At 50.5% G+C, this 17316-nt stretch carries 12 protein-coding genes; 6 read left to right on the top strand and 6 right to left on the bottom strand.

Annotation, left to right across the window (positions count from 1 at the left end):
* Positions 1-37: 37 nt before the first annotated feature.
* The 5 genes from serS to lrp all read right to left on the bottom strand — a co-directional run bounded on the left by serS (position 38) and on the right by lrp (position 8161).
* A complete protein-coding gene (gene serS / locus K9N75_RS08610; protein WP_004095796.1) occupies positions 38-1330 on the bottom strand; it encodes a serine--tRNA ligase in 1293 nt (430 codons plus the stop codon).
* A gap of 108 nt (positions 1331-1438) precedes the next feature.
* On the bottom strand, positions 1439-2782 hold the full coding sequence (locus K9N75_RS08605; protein ID WP_008812992.1) for a replication-associated recombination protein A: 1344 nt from the start codon (positions 2780-2782) through the stop codon (positions 1439-1441).
* Positions 2783-2810: 28 nt separating this feature from the next.
* Positions 2811-3422: an outer membrane lipoprotein periplasmic chaperone LolA gene (gene lolA / locus K9N75_RS08600; protein ID WP_008812991.1), complete on the bottom strand. Its 612-nt coding sequence runs from the start codon at positions 3420-3422 to the stop codon at positions 2811-2813.
* A 291-nt stretch (positions 3423-3713) separates the two neighbouring features.
* Positions 3714-7466: a DNA translocase FtsK 4TM domain-containing protein gene (locus K9N75_RS08595; RefSeq protein ID WP_224452476.1), complete on the bottom strand. Its 3753-nt coding sequence runs from the start codon at positions 7464-7466 to the stop codon at positions 3714-3716.
* A 200-nt stretch (positions 7467-7666) separates the two neighbouring features.
* Positions 7667-8161 carry a leucine-responsive transcriptional regulator Lrp gene (lrp, locus tag K9N75_RS08590; protein WP_008812989.1) on the bottom strand — a complete coding sequence of 165 codons (495 nt, stop codon included), beginning with the start codon at positions 8159-8161 and terminating at the stop codon, positions 7667-7669.
* Between the two features lie 824 nt (positions 8162-8985).
* Here lrp and trxB point away from each other — a divergent pair.
* The gene (gene trxB / locus K9N75_RS08585; RefSeq protein ID WP_004095805.1) at positions 8986-9954 is read left to right on the top strand and encodes a thioredoxin-disulfide reductase; all 969 of its coding nucleotides are present in this window, start codon (positions 8986-8988) and stop codon (positions 9952-9954) included.
* Between the two features lie 59 nt (positions 9955-10013).
* Here the strand turns inward: trxB and K9N75_RS08580 are convergent, their stop codons facing one another.
* Positions 10014-11297 carry an alpha/beta fold hydrolase gene (locus K9N75_RS08580; protein ID WP_224452475.1) on the bottom strand — a complete coding sequence of 428 codons (1284 nt, stop codon included), beginning with the start codon at positions 11295-11297 and terminating at the stop codon, positions 10014-10016.
* 128 nt (positions 11298-11425) lie between these two features.
* Here K9N75_RS08580 and K9N75_RS08575 point away from each other — a divergent pair, with 128 nt between their 5' ends.
* From K9N75_RS08575 to infA, 5 genes are all read left to right on the top strand, one after another.
* Positions 11426-12325, top strand: coding sequence for a LysR family transcriptional regulator (locus tag K9N75_RS08575; protein WP_061060206.1), 900 nt, complete (start codon positions 11426-11428; stop codon positions 12323-12325).
* Positions 12326-12554: 229 nt separating this feature from the next.
* Entirely contained in the window at positions 12555-14327 is a 1773-nt protein-coding gene (gene cydD, locus K9N75_RS08570) for a heme ABC transporter permease/ATP-binding protein CydD (protein ID WP_175320036.1), read from the top strand.
* A 2-nt stretch (positions 14328-14329) separates the two neighbouring features.
* A complete protein-coding gene (cydC, locus tag K9N75_RS08565; protein WP_008812985.1) occupies positions 14330-16051 on the top strand; it encodes a heme ABC transporter ATP-binding protein/permease CydC in 1722 nt (573 codons plus the stop codon).
* 68 nt (positions 16052-16119) lie between these two features.
* Entirely contained in the window at positions 16120-16851 is a 732-nt protein-coding gene (gene aat, locus K9N75_RS08560) for a leucyl/phenylalanyl-tRNA--protein transferase (RefSeq protein WP_008812984.1), read from the top strand.
* Between the two features lie 95 nt (positions 16852-16946).
* Positions 16947-17165 (top strand): translation initiation factor IF-1, encoded by a 219-nt coding sequence (infA, locus tag K9N75_RS08555; protein WP_002211347.1) that lies wholly within the window; start codon positions 16947-16949, stop codon positions 17163-17165.
* The last annotated feature ends 151 nt before the right edge of the window (positions 17166-17316 follow it).

The following is a 17316-nucleotide window of genomic DNA, read 5'->3' as shown; positions in this document are numbered from 1 at the left end:
AAAGCGCCCGTAGGCGCTTTTACAAACATATTCGAGATTAACCGATATATTCTAAGCCATTCATGTATGGACGCAGAACTTCTGGTACCTGAATGCGACCATCAGCTTGCTGATAGTTTTCCAGTACAGCAACCAGCGTACGACCAACGGCCAAACCAGAACCATTCAGTGTATGCACCAAACGTGGTTTTTTGTCGGTTTTGTTACGGCAACGAGCCTGCATACGACGAGCTTGGAAGTCCCACATGTTTGAACATGAAGAGATTTCGCGGTAAGTGTTCTGAGCAGGAACCCAAACTTCCAGATCGTAGGTTTTGCTTGAACCAAAGCCCATATCACCCGTACACAGCAACACTTTGCGGTATGGCAGGTTCAGCAGCTGCAGCACTTTTTCAGCATGACCGGTCAATTCTTCCAGCGCATCCATAGAGTCTTCTGGACGAACGATCTGAACCAACTCAACTTTATCAAACTGGTGCATACGGATCAGACCGCGAGTATCGCGACCATAAGAACCGGCTTCTGAACGGAAGCATGGCGTATGGGCAGTCATTTTCAGCGGCAGAGATTCTTCTTCCAGAATTTCGCCACGTACCAAGTTAGTAACAGGAACTTCAGCCGTCGGGATCAACGCATAGGTGCTGGAATCCGCTTCTTCTTCCAGTGGACGCGTGTGGAACAAATCGCCACCGAATTTTGGCAGCTGACCAGTACCATACAAAGTATCGTGGTTCACCAGATATGGAACATAGGTTTCCAGATATCCGTGCTGCTCGGTGTGCAGATCGAGCATGAACTGCGCCAACGCACGGTGCATACGCGCAATTTGGCCTTTCATGACAACAAAGCGCGCACCGGTCAGTTTAACGGCAGCAGCAAAGTCCAGCCCGCCAGTCATTTCGCCCAGCGTTACGTGGTCGCGGACTTCGAAATCATAAGTACGAGGCTCGCCCCAGCGGCTCACTTCCACATTGTCGTTTTCGTCTCTACCTACCGGCACAGAATCATCTGGCATGTTAGGAATAGACAACGCCAGATCGCGAATATCATTTAGCAACTGATCCAGCTCAGACTTAGCCGCATCCAGCTTTTCGCCCAATTCGTTGACTTCAAGACGCAGTGGTTCAATGTCTTCCCCACGCGCTTTAGCCGCACCGATGGATTTGGATCGCGAATTACGCTCTGCTTGCAGGCTTTCAGTTTCAACTTGCAGCACTTTGCGGCGTTCTTCCTGCTGACGCAGAGTGTCAACATCCAGTTTAAAGCCTCGACGAGCCAGCTTTTCGGCGACTGCGTCTAGCTCATTACGCAGTAGATTGGGATCTAGCATGCTAATCCTGTGATTATATTGAGGGAGTTTTAATGAGCAATACATTGAGCACAAGGCGCTCAATGTAAAGCGTATTTTATCAGGGTTAACCTTACCGCAATGGGAAAATTAGCGGTAGCGTTTTGTCGGGCTATTTTGATCCTGCTCAGCCAACCATGCCAGTTTTTCACCAATTTTGCCCTCTAAACCACGGTTAGTAGGCACATAATATCGGGTTTGTGACATTTCAGGTGGGAAGTAGACTTCACCGGCAGCATAGGCATGAGTCTCATCATGCGCATAACGGTACTCCGCCCCTAGCCCCATTTCCTTCATTAGCTTGGTCGGTGCATTGCGCAAATGATCGGGAACATCATAATCAGGGCGCTCTTTCGCATCATGCAAAGCGGCTTTGAAAGCGGTATAAACTGCGTTACTTTTCGGTGCACAGGCTAAATAGACGATTGCCTGCGCAATTGCGCGCTCACCTTCGGCTGGCCCTACTCGGGTAAAACAATCCCATGCGGAAATGGCCACCTGCATGCCACGCGGATCGGCATTACCGACATCTTCGGATGCAATCGCCAACAGGCGCCGAGCCACATACAGCGGATCACCGCCGGCAGTAATAATGCGGGCATACCAATAGAGCGCAGCATCCGGTGAGGAACCTCGTACCGATTTATGCAGCGCCGAAATCAAATCGTAAAAACGGTCACCTTTATTATCAAAGCGAGCACTGCGCTCGCCTGACACTTCTTTCAGAAGATTCGGCGTTAATACACGATTGCCGCTGGCATCAACTTCCGCCATATCGGCCATCATTTCCAACGTGTTTAGTGCACGGCGGGCATCCCCGCCGACCAGTTCGGCAATCATATTGCGAGTATCATCTGGCAGAACAATATTTTGTCCGCCGTAACCACGTTCTTTGTCGGCCATCGCCTGATTGAGCACTTCGATAATATCGTCGCTGGTCAGCGCCTTAAGCAGATAAACACGGGCACGTGAGAGCAGCGCCGAGTTCAACTCAAAAGAAGGATTTTCAGTCGTAGCGCCGATGAAGGTAATGGTGCCATCTTCGATATGCGGCAGGAACGCATCCTGCTGACTTTTGTTAAATCGGTGAACTTCATCTACAAACAGAATGGTGCGGCGGCCAGCATCACGATTATGCCGAGCTCGCTCGATAGCCTCACGGATCTCTTTGATACCGGAGGTTACCGCCGAAATACGCTCAACGTCCGCATTACCATAGCGACCGATCAATTCTGCCAGCGTTGTTTTACCTGTCCCTGGAGGCCCCCACAAAATCATTGAATGCAGGTGACCTGCTTCGATAGCTCGCGGCAACGGTTTGCCAACAGCCAGCAGATGACGCTGTCCGATATACTGCTTCAATGTTTCTGGCCGCATACGCGCGGCCAGTGGTTGAAACTCGTTCTGCGAGAAGTCGAGGGACAGATTACTCACTGGCTTTTCCCATTCAGTATTTTTAAAACTATTGACGCTGATCGTCCACCGTCACACCTTTAGGCGGAGTGAACTGGAATTTGCTGGCATCAACCACACCGCTTTGCTGGCTTTTCAGCTTGTAAGCACTGCTCTGGCCATCTTGTTCAACTGCGGTAAAGCTGTTAATAGTGCCCGTTGGCGATACGCTAATCGTGAATTTCTTGAGGTTATTTTTCTGGCTTTTTGGTGTCAGATCAAAAGTATCCCCTGTTTGTTTCACATTATACTGATTCCACTCTTTCGCATCGTTGCGGGTAATCAGCATAAACGGCGTATTGCTCGTCGCACTGTCTAGCCACGTCGCGGTCACTTGCTCAACAAACGGATTATAGAACCACAGCGTTTTACCATCAGAAACCAAAACGCTCTCATCCGGTGACGTCATATGCCAGTTGAACAAGTTCGGGCGTTTTACCCAAAGTTCACCTTCGCCCTGCTGTACCGCCGCACCATCAGCCGTCGTTACCGTCTGGGTAAAGCTTGAATGGAAACTATTCACTTTATCCAAACGGCTTTGTAAATCACTCGTTGGAGACGCCTGCACCGCTGTAGATGCAAAACCGGTTACCAGACAGCACGCTAATAACAACTTTTTCATTATGTTCTATACCTTTTTTCGGTCACAGTTAACTGCTGAATACAGATAACCTCGGCTAATTTTTATCGTCTGGTCAACGGTGATTACGCCGCTGCACCACGCTTTATATTACCCAATATAATACGCTAACTTTAGCGAATAGACATGGGGTTATCATCGGTAACATTCTGAATGACGGTGATTTACACATCTTTGCTCTGCTAGACGCGTCGTGATTTATTCAGCAACCGTCTGAAATAAAACGGGCGGTGAAATCACCGCCCGTAAGCTACGCGTCATCAATAATATGAATTACATATCATGCGATGGCGGAGCCAGCACTTCACGGTTACCGTTATTTCCCGGCGAGCTCACAATGCCCTGAGCTTCCATCTGTTCAACAATACGAGCCGCACGGTTATAACCAATACGGAATTGTCGCTGAACACCGGAAATCGAAGCACGACGTTTATCAACAACAAAGGCAACGGCCTGATCGAATAGCGGATCCAGCTCTTCATCACTATCTAATCCTAAGCCGCCTTCCCCATCTTCAGACGAGCTCAAGATACTGTCGATATATTGCGGACGACCGCGCGCTTTCCAGTCCTGTACGACGGCATGAACCTCTTCATCGCGGACGAATGCACCGTGCACGCGAACCGGCATTGAAGAGTTAGGCGGCATATACAGCATATCCCCCATCCCCAGCAGCGATTCTGCGCCCCCCTGATCGAGGATCGTTCGGGAGTCGATCTTGCTAGAAACCGTAAAGGCGATACGTGTCGGAATGTTTGCTTTGATCAAACCGGTAATAACATCCACCGACGGACGCTGGGTCGCCAGCACCAAGTGAATACCTGCCGCACGCGCTTTCTGAGCCAAACGGGCGATCAGTTCTTCCACTTTCTTACCAACGGCCATCATCAGGTCGGCGAACTCGTCCACCAGCACCACAATATACGGCAGTTTCTCCAGTACTGGTGGCGTCATGTCCATGCTGTCGCCCGGTTTCCAGAACGGATCTGGAATTGGACGTCCCATCGCAATCGCCTGTTCAACGCGCTCGTTATAACCCGCAAGGTTACGTACACCCAGCGCAGACATCAGCTTATAACGACGCTCCATCTCACCGACACACCAACGCAATGCATTAGCGGCATCTTTCATATCTGTGACCACTTCGGTCAACAGATGTGGAATACCTTCGTAGACAGAAAGCTCCAGCATTTTCGGGTCGATCATGATGAAGCGCACTTCATCCGGCGTCGCCTTATACAGCATGCTGAGGATCATGGCGTTCACGCCCACCGACTTACCGGACCCCGTAGTCCCTGCCACCAACAAATGCGGCATTTTTGCCAAGTCGGCGATGACGGGCTGCCCAGCAATATCTTTCCCCAAGACAATAGTCAACGGAGAAGGGCTTTCGCGGAACTTGGAGCAATCCAACACTTCACGCAGGTACACAGTTTGACGATGTTTATTCGGCAATTCCAAACCGACATAAGGTTTACCCGGAATGACCTCAACCACACGTACCGCAACCGCAGAGAGCGAACGCGCCAGATCTCGCGACAGGTTAGAGATACGCGCTGCTTTTACACCTGGCGCAAGATCCAACTCGAAGCGGGTGATAACTGGGCCTGGAGAGATCCCAACAACCTCGGCTTTAACACGATAGTCCGCTAAACGCGACTCCACCAGATTCCCCACCTGCTCCAGCGCGAACATATCTACAGGTTCAGAGTTGGCCGGTGGTTCAGTCAGCAGGTCCAGCGTCGGTAATGGCGTCGTCGGTTTTTCCAACGGCTGCTCATGACCGCGCATCAGGAATGGATGAATTAAACCATCCATGGCCGGATGCTGTCCTGTCGATTGCTGCGCCACTGGCTGTTGAGCGTTCGGTTGTTGAATGCTTGGCTGTGGCGTAACCGGCGCCGCAGGTGGCTGCTGATAAACATTCGGTTGAACGGGTGCAGGCTGCTGCGAATACTGCGACGCCGCGGGCTGTTGATAGGACTGAGGCTGTGATGGTTGCACTGGCTCATCGTAACGGCCAAATGGCACATCATAGGCATCGCTGTCACGTGCGGCCGTTTCTTCCTGCTCAGGGGTAATCGTGAACAAAGGCTCCGAAGGACCATCATCCACCAAATCAGCCACAGGCGTAAATCCAAACGCATTATTACTTGCTGCCGCTTCGCTTAACGCTTTCGCAGGCGAGAAGTCCATCAGGTCATTACGGGAAGCAGTGACACCGCTTAATGCATAAGCATTATCATCCGTTGCATCAGTCTGCTGCTGATAACGCTGTTGCTGCTGGGAAGAAAACTCGCTTTGCAGACGCGCCATTTCAGCCGCCTGCTCATCTTCAGCCTGATGCTCATATTGTTGTTCGCCATAGCGCTGTTGCTGCTGCTCCGCAAACGCCTGACGCAGCGCCGTTTGCTCTCTCAGTGCTTCATCATCAACCGGCTCAACATTATTTTGTTCTAAATTTTGCTCTAGCGACTGCTGCGGACTCTGCTGGGCTCTCAGACGCTGAGCCTCAGCTTCTTTCTTAGCTTGCTCTTCCGCCATACGCTGCGAAGGAAGCTTAATCCCAAGAGAGGCTAATTCACGGCGAGTAGGGATCCGTACCGGATTTGGTCGCGGCAGTTCTGGACCATTCCCTTGTTTCACCTGCAGGCTGCTGTCTTCCGTCGCGCTAAACGCAGGCATGAATAGAGCACCGGCAGCAGCGGCTGTAGACACCGTAGTCGGAACAGTATCATCCCGTGAAGCGGCGCCAAACGGCATACTATTGGAGGATAACCCCGGATTGATATATGGCGTTTTAGGCAGTTCATCACGATCGAAATGTGATGCACTGAAATTCATACCCGGTGCAGACGATGGTGTAGAAGGCGTCTCTGGTTCCAAACTCCCCAAACGCGGCCCCTCATCATCCCATGCAGAACGTGCTGGACGAGTTGGCGTATGTGACACATTCGTTGGGCGATCTTCCGGCATCTCGAAAGAGTATAGCGGAGGCATACTAGGCTTAATTTCTGCCACCGGCTCAGGCTCTGAGGCGCTAAAGGTCATGGGCTGAGTCGCTGCAGAAGCAACTGGCTGAGCCGAAGCCACCGCGGCGCCAACGGCAGAAACAGCCGCCGCCGGTTTTAATTCATGGCTGACAGCAGGCTGTGCGGATTCATCCAGAGACATTTCCGCCTCATGCAGCGGACGTAATTTACCCAGAAGAGGATCGTTTTCGTCCTCATCGACACTTGGCAACTCTGGTGCGGTTCTTGTTGGCTTGGCCAGCAAGATATCGTCTTCATCCTCATCAGCAGCCCGAAGCAGAACATCATCTGTCTCCTGCCCTACCGACGATGCGTGTTTATCCAGCACAACTTCACGAGCGTCGTCCTCGTAATCGTAATCATCATCGCGATCGCGACGCGAGCGATTACTCATGAAGGTTAAGCCTCCGAGCAAGACCCCACCGATTTTCTCCGCGATGGTCAGCCATGACCAGCCGGTAAACAGAGTCAGCCCAACGGCCCATACCCCTAACAGCAGCAATGTTCCCCCCACGCTGCCCATGAGAGGATTCACACCGTTCTCCAGCAGACTCCCAATAAGACCGCCGGAGGCAAAATGGTAGATATCATCAACGTTTAATGCGGTTAAACCGCAGGACGCTAAAACCAGCGCCAACATGCCGATGAGTTTCAGGGATATCGCAAAATAGTCGACATAGCCGCTATCGTCGCGTTTGCGGTAAGCAAACCAACATAGAGCGAGCATGACAGGAGGAATGGCGTATCCCATCACTCCGAAAACAAAGAATAGAGTATCAGCTAGCCATGCACCTGCCCCGCCGCCAATATTATTGATAGGTTCGTGCCATGCCGTTTGCGACCAGCTCGGATCCGAGGGGTCAAAGCTCAGCAACGAAACCATGAGATAAATAGAAAACAACGCTACTCCAATGAGTAACGCTTCGTATAGCCGACGTCCACTGCTCATTCGTTTGAGAGTAACGTCCTTCTCTTCTGTGTATTCCTGGCTCAAGAAAGGCTCTCCAGGTTCCTGTTTTTCACCATAGCACTATTATTGCCTATTGCCGCTTTAGAACAACGCATTGCCACGTAATTTTGTATTTAACAAAGACTCGTACGAATAACAACGCCGAGAGACTATACCCTCGGCGCTGAAACTGTATAGATACACAGGAGTGTAACCAAATTACTCAGGTTTTGCACCTGCTACCGTTATCGCGTTTTGATAACCAAGCGATTGCTCTGTTTGACTTCTTCCATAACCACGTAGGTACGGGTGTCATTAACGCCCGGTAGGCGCAGCAGCGTTTCGCCAAGCAACTTACGATAAGCGGACATGTCAGGCACACGTGTTTTCAACAGATAGTCGAAATCACCTGAAACCAGATGACACTCCTGAATTTCTTCCAGTTTCTGAACAGCGGTATTGAACTGTTCAAACACATCTGGGGCTCCTCGGTTCAAGGTAATTTCAACAAATACCAGTAAGGACGCATCCAGATAGTGCGGGTTCAACAGTGCAGTGTAACCTTGAATAAAACCTTGTCTTTCAAGGCGACGTACACGTTCTAAACATGGAGTTGGGGATAAACCAACTCGCTTAGAAAGCTCAACGTTCGAAATTCGTCCATCCTTTTGCAACTCATTCAGGATGTTACGGTCGATACGGTCGAGATCTTTACCAGGGCGCTTTTTATTGTCTGCCATCTTATTGTCTCTCTTATATCCTTCCCTGCTCGCCATCCCCTTAACAAGTTCATTTTGTTAAGGATTTGTCCCAAACGAAAACCCATGCCTGCTGTCAATCAACAATTCCCATTGTTAATATTCACGAAAACAGCCCGGATAAAGCTGGCATAAACGAGCCATCCAGCTTCTTTCTGTTTTCGCCGATTGCACTCAGTTCGCATGCGAGGGCTCGCATAATTGCTTTTCTCTGATTCCAAATCACTGCATATCGAGGCCACATCCTATTCAGATGTTCGCAGCAGGGTCTCCCTTCGCTACGTTCCCTAACGCCACTCATTGAAGCCAATTTCAGCACTACACTTATTTTTGCCTACTACTCAATATTTCTTGTTACATGAGAAGAAACGCTGTTTTAGCCAGTGTGAGCTATTTGCCACGCTTAAACAGACAAAAATTCTGTCAAACGTCCCCCAGACCACAAAAACCAAAGACAAGTTCTTCCCTACATCCATGTTTTCGCAAATGCACAGGCGATTGTCAAAGCAAAAGAAGTAAAATCAGACGAACATGCCAACTATTATTAAGAAACTCTATGAGCAGAGAAAAAAATAAAGAGACAAAACAGACGAATAAGCATCGCTGATGGGCGCTATTAAGCTGCTTTATCGACAAGAATGTTATCGGAATAGGTTTAAAAAAAATTATCTGCTGTCATGATTTTTGCTAATCGATAGCTTTCTACTATCAAACAAATTGATAACAATTTTTTTGCACGCTTTTTTTCAGACGCTAACTTCCCTACAATCGAGTTATTGTCCTGTAAAATTGGAAAAGAGGAATTCATGGGCACAGTCAAACATAGCAAACTCCTGATCTTGGGCTCCGGCCCTGCGGGATATACAGCAGCCGTCTACGCCGCACGCGCCAACCTTAATCCGGTATTGATTACCGGCGTTGAAAAAGGCGGTCAATTGACGACAACGACTGAAGTCGAAAACTGGCCAGGCGATCCAGAAGGTCTGACAGGCCCTCTGTTAATGGAGCGCATGCATGAGCATGCCGCCAAATTTAACACCGAAATCATTCTGGACAACATCGAACGTGTCGACTTGCAGACGCGCCCTTTCCGCCTATTCGGGGGCTCTCAGGAATACACCTGTGATGCGTTAATCATTGCAACCGGCGCTTCAGCTCAGTATTTGGGGCTACCTTCCGAAGAAGAATTCAAAGGGCGCGGAGTTTCTGCTTGCGCCACCTGTGACGGTTTCTTCTACCGCCAACAGGAAGTGGCCGTTATCGGTGGCGGTAACACCGCCGTTGAGGAAGCGCTCTACCTGTCTAACATCGCATCTAAGGTACATCTGATCCATCGGCGCGATACGTTCCGCGCTGAAAAGATTCTGATTGCACGCATGATGGACAAAGTCGCTAGCGGCAATATCGTCCTGCACACCAACCGTACGCTCGATGAAGTGTTAGGCGACCCTATGGGCGTTAATGGCCTCCGTCTTAAAGCCACTGATAGTGATAAAACCGAACAGCTTAGCGTCACCGGTTTGTTCGTGGCCATCGGGCACAAACCAAATACCGCTATTTTTGAAGGCCAATTGGCCCTTGAAAACGGCTATATCAAGGTACAATCGGGTCTTGGTGGCAATGCGACCCAAACCAGTATTCCGGGCGTATTCGCCGCAGGCGACGTCATGGATCACATCTATCGTCAGGCGATTACCTCTGCGGGTACTGGCTGTATGGCGGCTCTGGATGCAGAACGCTATCTCGATGGGTTAGCGGCTGCCAGCCATCAATAAGCGCTGGCCAACCCCGTTTCTCCCTGTTAATCACTCAGTTCTCCGATCGACAGGGGGAATCACCTTCCCGTTCTTACAGAAATTTTTCGCTCATACTCATCCTTGTCGTGTAAGAAACGCTCCATAGCCGAGAGCAAAGCGACACCCTCTTCCAATTGGGGATGATGCCCCACATGCGCTAATACATGCAGAGTCGCATTCGGTATCAAGTCTGCCATTTCTTGGCTTAACATCAGCGGCGTCGCCTGATCTTGTTCCCCGCAGACCACGAATGTCGGAATGGTAATTTTTTTCAGTAAATCACGAACATCGGTTCGATTAATCGTTGCCGCAGCGATAGCGTGCGCAATGCCAACACGATCGTGAGATAGCATGATATCTATCTCATGTTTAGCGAGTTCAGGGTTGTCACTCAGCCATTGGGCTGGGCAGAGTCGTTTCTGTACGGCTTCGAATGCCGCCATTCTTTCCGTTTCGGCTCCCTGAGAGACAATGTGCAGCAGATGATTCCAGTAGGTAATGCGCTCTGCGAATTCCGCTCGTGCGCTTGTTCCTACCAAAATCAAATGGCTCACTACATCAGGGTGTAGCGCTGCCAGTCGGATACCCATCATTCCACCTTGGCTTTGACCCACTAAAATGGCTTTGCCCAGCGCTAAAACCTGCACCAACAAAGCAATGTCGTTAGCCATATCATCTAGCGTCCACTGCGGAGGAAACACACCGCTTTCGCCATGTCCTGGCATATCTAAAACAATACATCTGTAGTTTTGCGATAACACCGCCACCTGTTGATCAAAACTACTTCGATCCAAGAATAAGCCATGAGCAAAAATAATCGTCGGGCCTGTCCCCACATCGGTGTATGCATACACATTGCCGTTAATGCGAATTCGCTGTTGTTCAAAGCGATCCGCCGGATCGAATGCCCGAGCTAATAACGCAGAGTCTTCAAAAATCTGATAATGCGCGATGAGTCCCTCCCGCATCTCAAATCGAATAACGTAATCACTGCCGATAATATTTCCTGTTGTTAGCACCGTGTGGCGAAAACGGCCTAACGCCAATACGGTATCTCCGGATTCAAACAGCTGAGAAACGGTAAATTCTTGCGGCTTAAAATCGCTGGGAAACGTCTCAAGCCAGCCACGTACCTGTTCACGTCCACGCAAAATACCCACGGTAGAAACACTCAACTCACCGTCGATGTGCCAAATGACGTCATCCGTCATCAACGCCAGTGCGACATCAATGTTTCCGCTACCAAACGCGGCAAAATAACGGTGTATAACGCTGAAATGGGATGACATCGTGGTTGATGCCGTACTAGAAGGCGTGGTCATATGTCGTACTCCTCGAATGAAATTAATCCTGATGTATCGTTTCTTCACTGGTTGCCAGAAACTGGATGGATTATCATTCATCGATAAATGCATAACTACAGACAGAATTACCAAAGGGTTTTCCAAAAATGAAAAACATTAATTGGGATGACCTACGTTATTTTCTGAGTGTCGCACGAACGGGGAGCTTGACGGGGTCCGCAGCAGAATTGCAGGTTAGCCAATCGACCGTTTCACGCCGAATCAGCGCACTGGAACAAGATTTGAATACCACGCTGTTTGCACGACATGCCACCGGATATTTTCTCACCGATCAAGGCCGTGACGTTTTACGTAAGGTTTCTGCCGTTGAAGACAGTATTACCGCTCTGCACATAGGGCTCGCTGACCTTGATGCCAACACCGAAGGCACGATCAGGCTGGCGACGCCAGAAAGCTTGGCCGTAAACATGATTATTCCCGCGCTGCCAGAATTTATCTCTCGGTATCCCAAACTGCGGCTCGAAATCATATCTGGCGTTGGCGTCGCCGATCTATCGCGCTATGAAGCCGACCTTGCCATACGTCTAGTTCGCCCACAGAGCGGCAACTTAATTATGCAGCGGCTTGGCGCAATGAATTCCGCAATATACGCCAGTGCTGATTATCTACACCGACATCCAGCACCTTCTAGCGATCCGACGTCTGGTCGCGCATTTATCATCTGGGATCGTGCTTATTCTCACTTACCGACGGCAAGCTGGCTGGCAAAACAGGGCTATGATGCCAATCCTGCACTCATTACCAGCAGCGTTGCAGAGCAATATGCTGCGGCTAAGTCAGGGATTGGTCTGGCATTACTGCCATCATTTTTAGTCGCCCATGACGCCGATATGATCGAGGTCATACCTAACAATCAGGTATTTTCCGAAGACCTGTGGCTAACGACCCACGCGGATTTGAGATCGTCCGTACGCATTCGGGCCATAAGTGAATTCCTTAAAGAACTCATTGCACGTTATCAGCCCGCGTTCTCCGATCTCGCCTAGGATAAAAACGGGATGGAGACGCCAACATCGCGCCTATTAACCTTAATTATCTAACCTGTTATCTGAACTACCCCACAGTTGTTAACAGAATTTACCTTCCTTTGGTTTCAAGTCCTCGCAGGCCGTTGTAATATCAGCGCTTACGCCTGAACCGGTGAGTAAAGAAAAAATAGGCCGGGGATTAGCACTCTTTTCGACGCTTCATCTGCTTTAGAAATCATCGCAACACATGAATAAAAACCGACAACGCGAACTAACCCAGTGGCTAAAACAGCGTAGTTCGCTGGCCCGCCGCTGGCTGAGGATTTCCATGATCCTCGGTTTAATCTCAGGCCTGCTCATCGTTGCCCAATCGTGGCTACTGGCTAAATTGCTGCACGACCTGATTATTGAGCAGGTTCCACGCCAAACGCTTCTGGCTCCATTTAGCTTACTGATTGGCGCAATCGTGTTGCGTGCCGCGTTAAGCTGGCTGCGTGAACGCGTTGGCTTTAAATGTGGGCAGATAGTGCGGGTACAAATCCGTAGTCTGGTACTCAATCGACTTGATGAGCTCGGACCTGCTTGGATACAGGGCAAACCGGCTGGTCATTGGGCGACGTTAATCCTCGAACAGATTGAAGATATGCAGGAGTTTTACTCACGCTACCTGCCGCAGATGTATCTGGCTACTATGATACCGCTGCTGATCCTGATTACCGTGTTTCCTATCAACTGGGCGGCAGGCATGATTCTGCTGGTCACCGCGCCACTGATCCCCCTGTTTATGGCGTTGGTCGGCATGGGAGCCGCCGATGCTAACCGCAGAAACTTCCTCGCACTTGGCCGTCTGAGCGGTAATTTCCTCGACCGCCTACGCGGGTTAGACACGCTACGACTGTTTAATCGCGCCGCAGCTGAAACCGAAAATATCCGCCGCGCCTCCGAAGATTTCCGCAGCCGCACCATGGAAGTATTGCGTATGGCATTTTTGTCATCTGCGGTACTTGAGTTTTTCACCTCGATCTCTATCGCTGTCGTAGCGGTTTATTTCGGTTTCTCCTATCTTGGCGAACTGAATTTTGGGAGCTACGGCACCAGCGTTACGCTGTTTGCCGGTTTCTTAGTGCTAATTTTGGCACCAGAATTTTTCCAACCTCTGCGCGATCTGGGCACGTTTTATCATGCTAAAGCGCAAGCCGTGGGCGCAGCTGAATCGCTGGTCACTTTTTTAGCGGAAGATGCAGAAAGCCCGCAACAAGGTAAAGGGCAAGATGTCTTAGCAGGCACTCAGCCAGTGACTATTGTCGCTAACGAACTAGAGGTTTTATCTCCGCAAGGTAAAATTTTGGCCGGCCCGCTCTCCTTTACGATTGATGCTGGGCAGCGAATTGCCTTGGTTGGATTTAGCGGTGCAGGAAAAAGCTCACTCATCAATGTTCTACTGGGCTTTCTCCCCTATCGCGGCTCGCTGACGGTAGACGGAAAAGAGCTACGCTCGTTATCGCAGTCTCAATGGCGGTTACAGCTTGGCTGGGTGGGTCAGAATCCAAACTTACCTGAATCCACATTACGAGCGAACGTATTGCTCGGCGCACCTCAGGCAACGGAAGCACAATTAAACACGGTTCTTGAGCGTGCTTATGTCACCGAATTCTTACCTTTGCTGGCGCATGGCATTGATACTGAAATTGGTGAAGGGGCGGCGCGACTCTCCGTGGGGCAAGCGCAACGCGTAGCGGTAGCGCGTGCGTTACTGCGTCCCTGCCGTTTACTGCTGCTGGACGAACCAACCGCAAGCCTAGACGCGCACAGTGAACAGCTCGTCATGCAAGCGTTAGAGCAAGCGTCGCATCAGCAAACCACGTTGATGGTTACCCACCAATTGGATGATGTCAGTCGCTACGATCAAATTTGGGTCATGGACAATGGGCAGTTGGTTCAGCGCGGCAGTTACGCGCAGTTGAGTCAACACAGCGGTCCCTTTGCCGATCTGCTCGCCACACGCAGTAAGGAGCTCTAACCATGCGCGTACTTTTGCCGTTTTTAGCCCTCTATCGCCGCCATTGGTTCCTGATTTCCTTAGGTGTTGTTTTGGCGATCGTCACGCTTCTTGCCAGTATTGGTCTATTGATGCTGTCTGGATGGTTCCTTGCAGCCTCCGCTCTTGCAGGCCTTGCTGGATTGCTAACGTTTAACTACATGCTGCCAGCCGCAGGCGTACGCGGCGCAGCCATCATCCGCACCGCCGGACGTTATGCCGAACGAGTCGTTAGTCATGATGCGACCTTCCGCGTGCTATCGCACCTCCGTGTGTTTACCTTCAGCAAGATTTTGCCGCTGTCGCCGGGCGCGATTGCCCGTTTCCGTCAGGCTGAATTGCTCAACCGCTTAGTCGCCGATGTCGATACGCTCGATCATCTCTATCTGCGGGTGATTTCTCCGCTGATTAGCGCCATCGTCGTCATTATCGTGGTGACCGCGGGTTTGGCGTGGTTTGATCCCGCTTTAGCCTTCACGCTCGGCGGCATCATGCTGCTGCTGTTGTTTTGCTTACCATTGGGCTTTTATCAGGCTGGGAAGCCGGTTGGTATGGCATTAACCGGATTACGCGCAGACTATCGCACGCTATTGATTACTTGGGTTGCAGGCCAAGCAGAGTTAGCTATTTATGGCGCTGCTGACCGTTTCCGTCAGGCGCTCGATGCAAAAGAACAGGCTTGGCAGTTACAGCAGAAAAAACAGGCCTCGCTGACCGGTGCCGCGCAAGCGTTGATGATCCTTGCGTCGGGTTTAACCTTCACGCTTTTGCTTTGGTTAGCGGCTGGTGGAGTAGGCCAATATGCTCAGCCGGGCGCGCTGATTGCGCTGTTTGTATTCTCTTCGTTGGCGGCCTTTGAAGCCTTGGCTCCGGTTGCAGGTGCTTTCCAGCATCTAGGACAGGTTACCGCATCAGCAACCCGTGTGGCGCAGATGATCAACCAAAAACCAGAAGTGACCTTCCCACTTTCTGGACCAACAATAAGCGATCAGATTGCCGTCACCGTTGATAACGTCACGTTCAACTATCCGAATCAACCCGTCTCGGTGCTGAACGACATTTCACTGACGGTGAAAGCCGGTGAAAAAATTGCCCTGCTCGGACGCACTGGCTGCGGCAAATCAACGCTTCTCCAGTTGATTACACGTGCGTGGGACTGTTCTCAGGGCGAAATTCGCCTGAATAACACCCCGCTGACGGCCTTTGATGAGGCAACCCTACGGCAGGTGACTGGCGTCGTCAGCCAGCGTGTGCACGTATTTAGTTCGACACTACGTGATAATTTAAAAATCGCTAACGATGCGGCTACCGACCCTGAGTTGAAGAACGTGCTGGAACAGGTTGGCCTCGGAAAGTTATTGGATGATGCTGGGCTAAATGCATGGCTCGGCGACGGTGGACGCCCGCTGTCTGGTGGCGAGCAACGTCGTTTAGGCATTGCTCGTGCGCTGCTGCATCGCTCTCCCCTGCTGCTATTGGATGAGCCCACTGAAGGTTTAGATGCGGAGACTGAAAAGCAGATCTTAGCGCTGATCATGAACCACTGCCAGCATAAAACCTTGATCCTGATTACTCATCGACTGCAGGGCTTAGACAAAATGGATCGCGTGTGCGTGATGGAGAATGGCCGCATCGTCGAACAGGGCCATCACACTGCGTTGATGGCAGAAAAAGGCCGCTATTATCAGCTGTGTCAGCGGCTATAGCCGACGAAACTGCAGCTATAGTTAACGAATTAGGCGATGTATTTCATTATGATGACGGGAATATTTTGATGCGCATAATGCAGCTGGATCGGCAATCCACGTTATTCCCGCCCACGGATCTTGCACTGCGTGAACCCAACGGGCTGCTCGCTATCGGCGGAGACTTGCGCCCCGCTCGCTTGCTGGCGGCCTATGAGTCGGGTATTTTCCCTTGGTTTACACCAGGAGACGTCATCTTATGGTGGTCGCCCGATCCGCGAGCGGTGCTGTTCCCACATGAACTGCATATCAGCCGTAGCATGGCGAAATTTTTACGTCGACAGCGTTTTACCGTGACAATCAATCAAGCCTTCAGCGAAGTCATACGCGAATGTGCCGAACAGCGCGATGAAGGCACGTGGATTGGCGAAGATGTGCAGCAAGCCTATGTCAAGCTGCATGAGCTTGGCCATGCACATTCCGTTGAGGTCTGGCAGGAAGATAGGCTGGTAGGCGGCCTGTATGGCGTTTTGCAGGGCTCTCTCTTTTGCGGAGAGTCAATGTTCAGCCGCGCAACAAACGCCTCCAAAACGGCACTGATTGCGTTTTGTGGGCATTTTGTGTCGTTTGGTGGAACATTAATTGACTGTCAGGTACTTAACGCGCACACTGAGTCGTTAGGTGCGCGCAATATCCCGCGCAGTGATTATTTACACCACTTACGGATTGACCAGAAAAAGGTAATTAACCCCGCCTGCTGGAAACCCCAAACTATTATTTCACGCGAGTTTGCGATAAAACCCCATCAAAATTGCCCGTAATGGATGAAGAACAACCGACACTCCTTTACATAATCGGGGTTTTTCGGCATTATCTTGCCGATTAAAAAATATGGTACTCATACCTAGAGGATTCGATGGCCAAAGAAGACAATATTGAAATGCAAGGTACCGTACTCGATACGTTACCAAACACGATGTTCCGCGTTGAATTAGAAAACGGACACGTCGTTACCGCTCACATCTCCGGTAAAATGCGTAAAAACTACATCCGCATTCTGACGGGCGACAAAGTCACTGTAGAGCTGACCCCGTACGACCTGAGCAAAGGCCGCATTGTCTTCCGTAGCCGCTGATAGGCTCATCCTGCGCACCTGCGTTGACGCATCTGCGGCATAAATTACACTCTCGGTGATGTTTAACGTCTGACGAGGCTGAAAAATATCACTGAGAGTTAGCTGAAAGCTTAAATTTCAGACATAAAAAAGAGCGCCTTTTGGCGCTCTT

Source organism: Hafnia paralvei (assembly GCF_020150375.1).
GTDB lineage: Bacteria > Pseudomonadota > Gammaproteobacteria > Enterobacterales > Enterobacteriaceae > Hafnia > Hafnia paralvei.
Note: the sequence above shows the minus strand (reverse complement) of the source record. Positions and strands in the feature narration are given on the sequence as shown.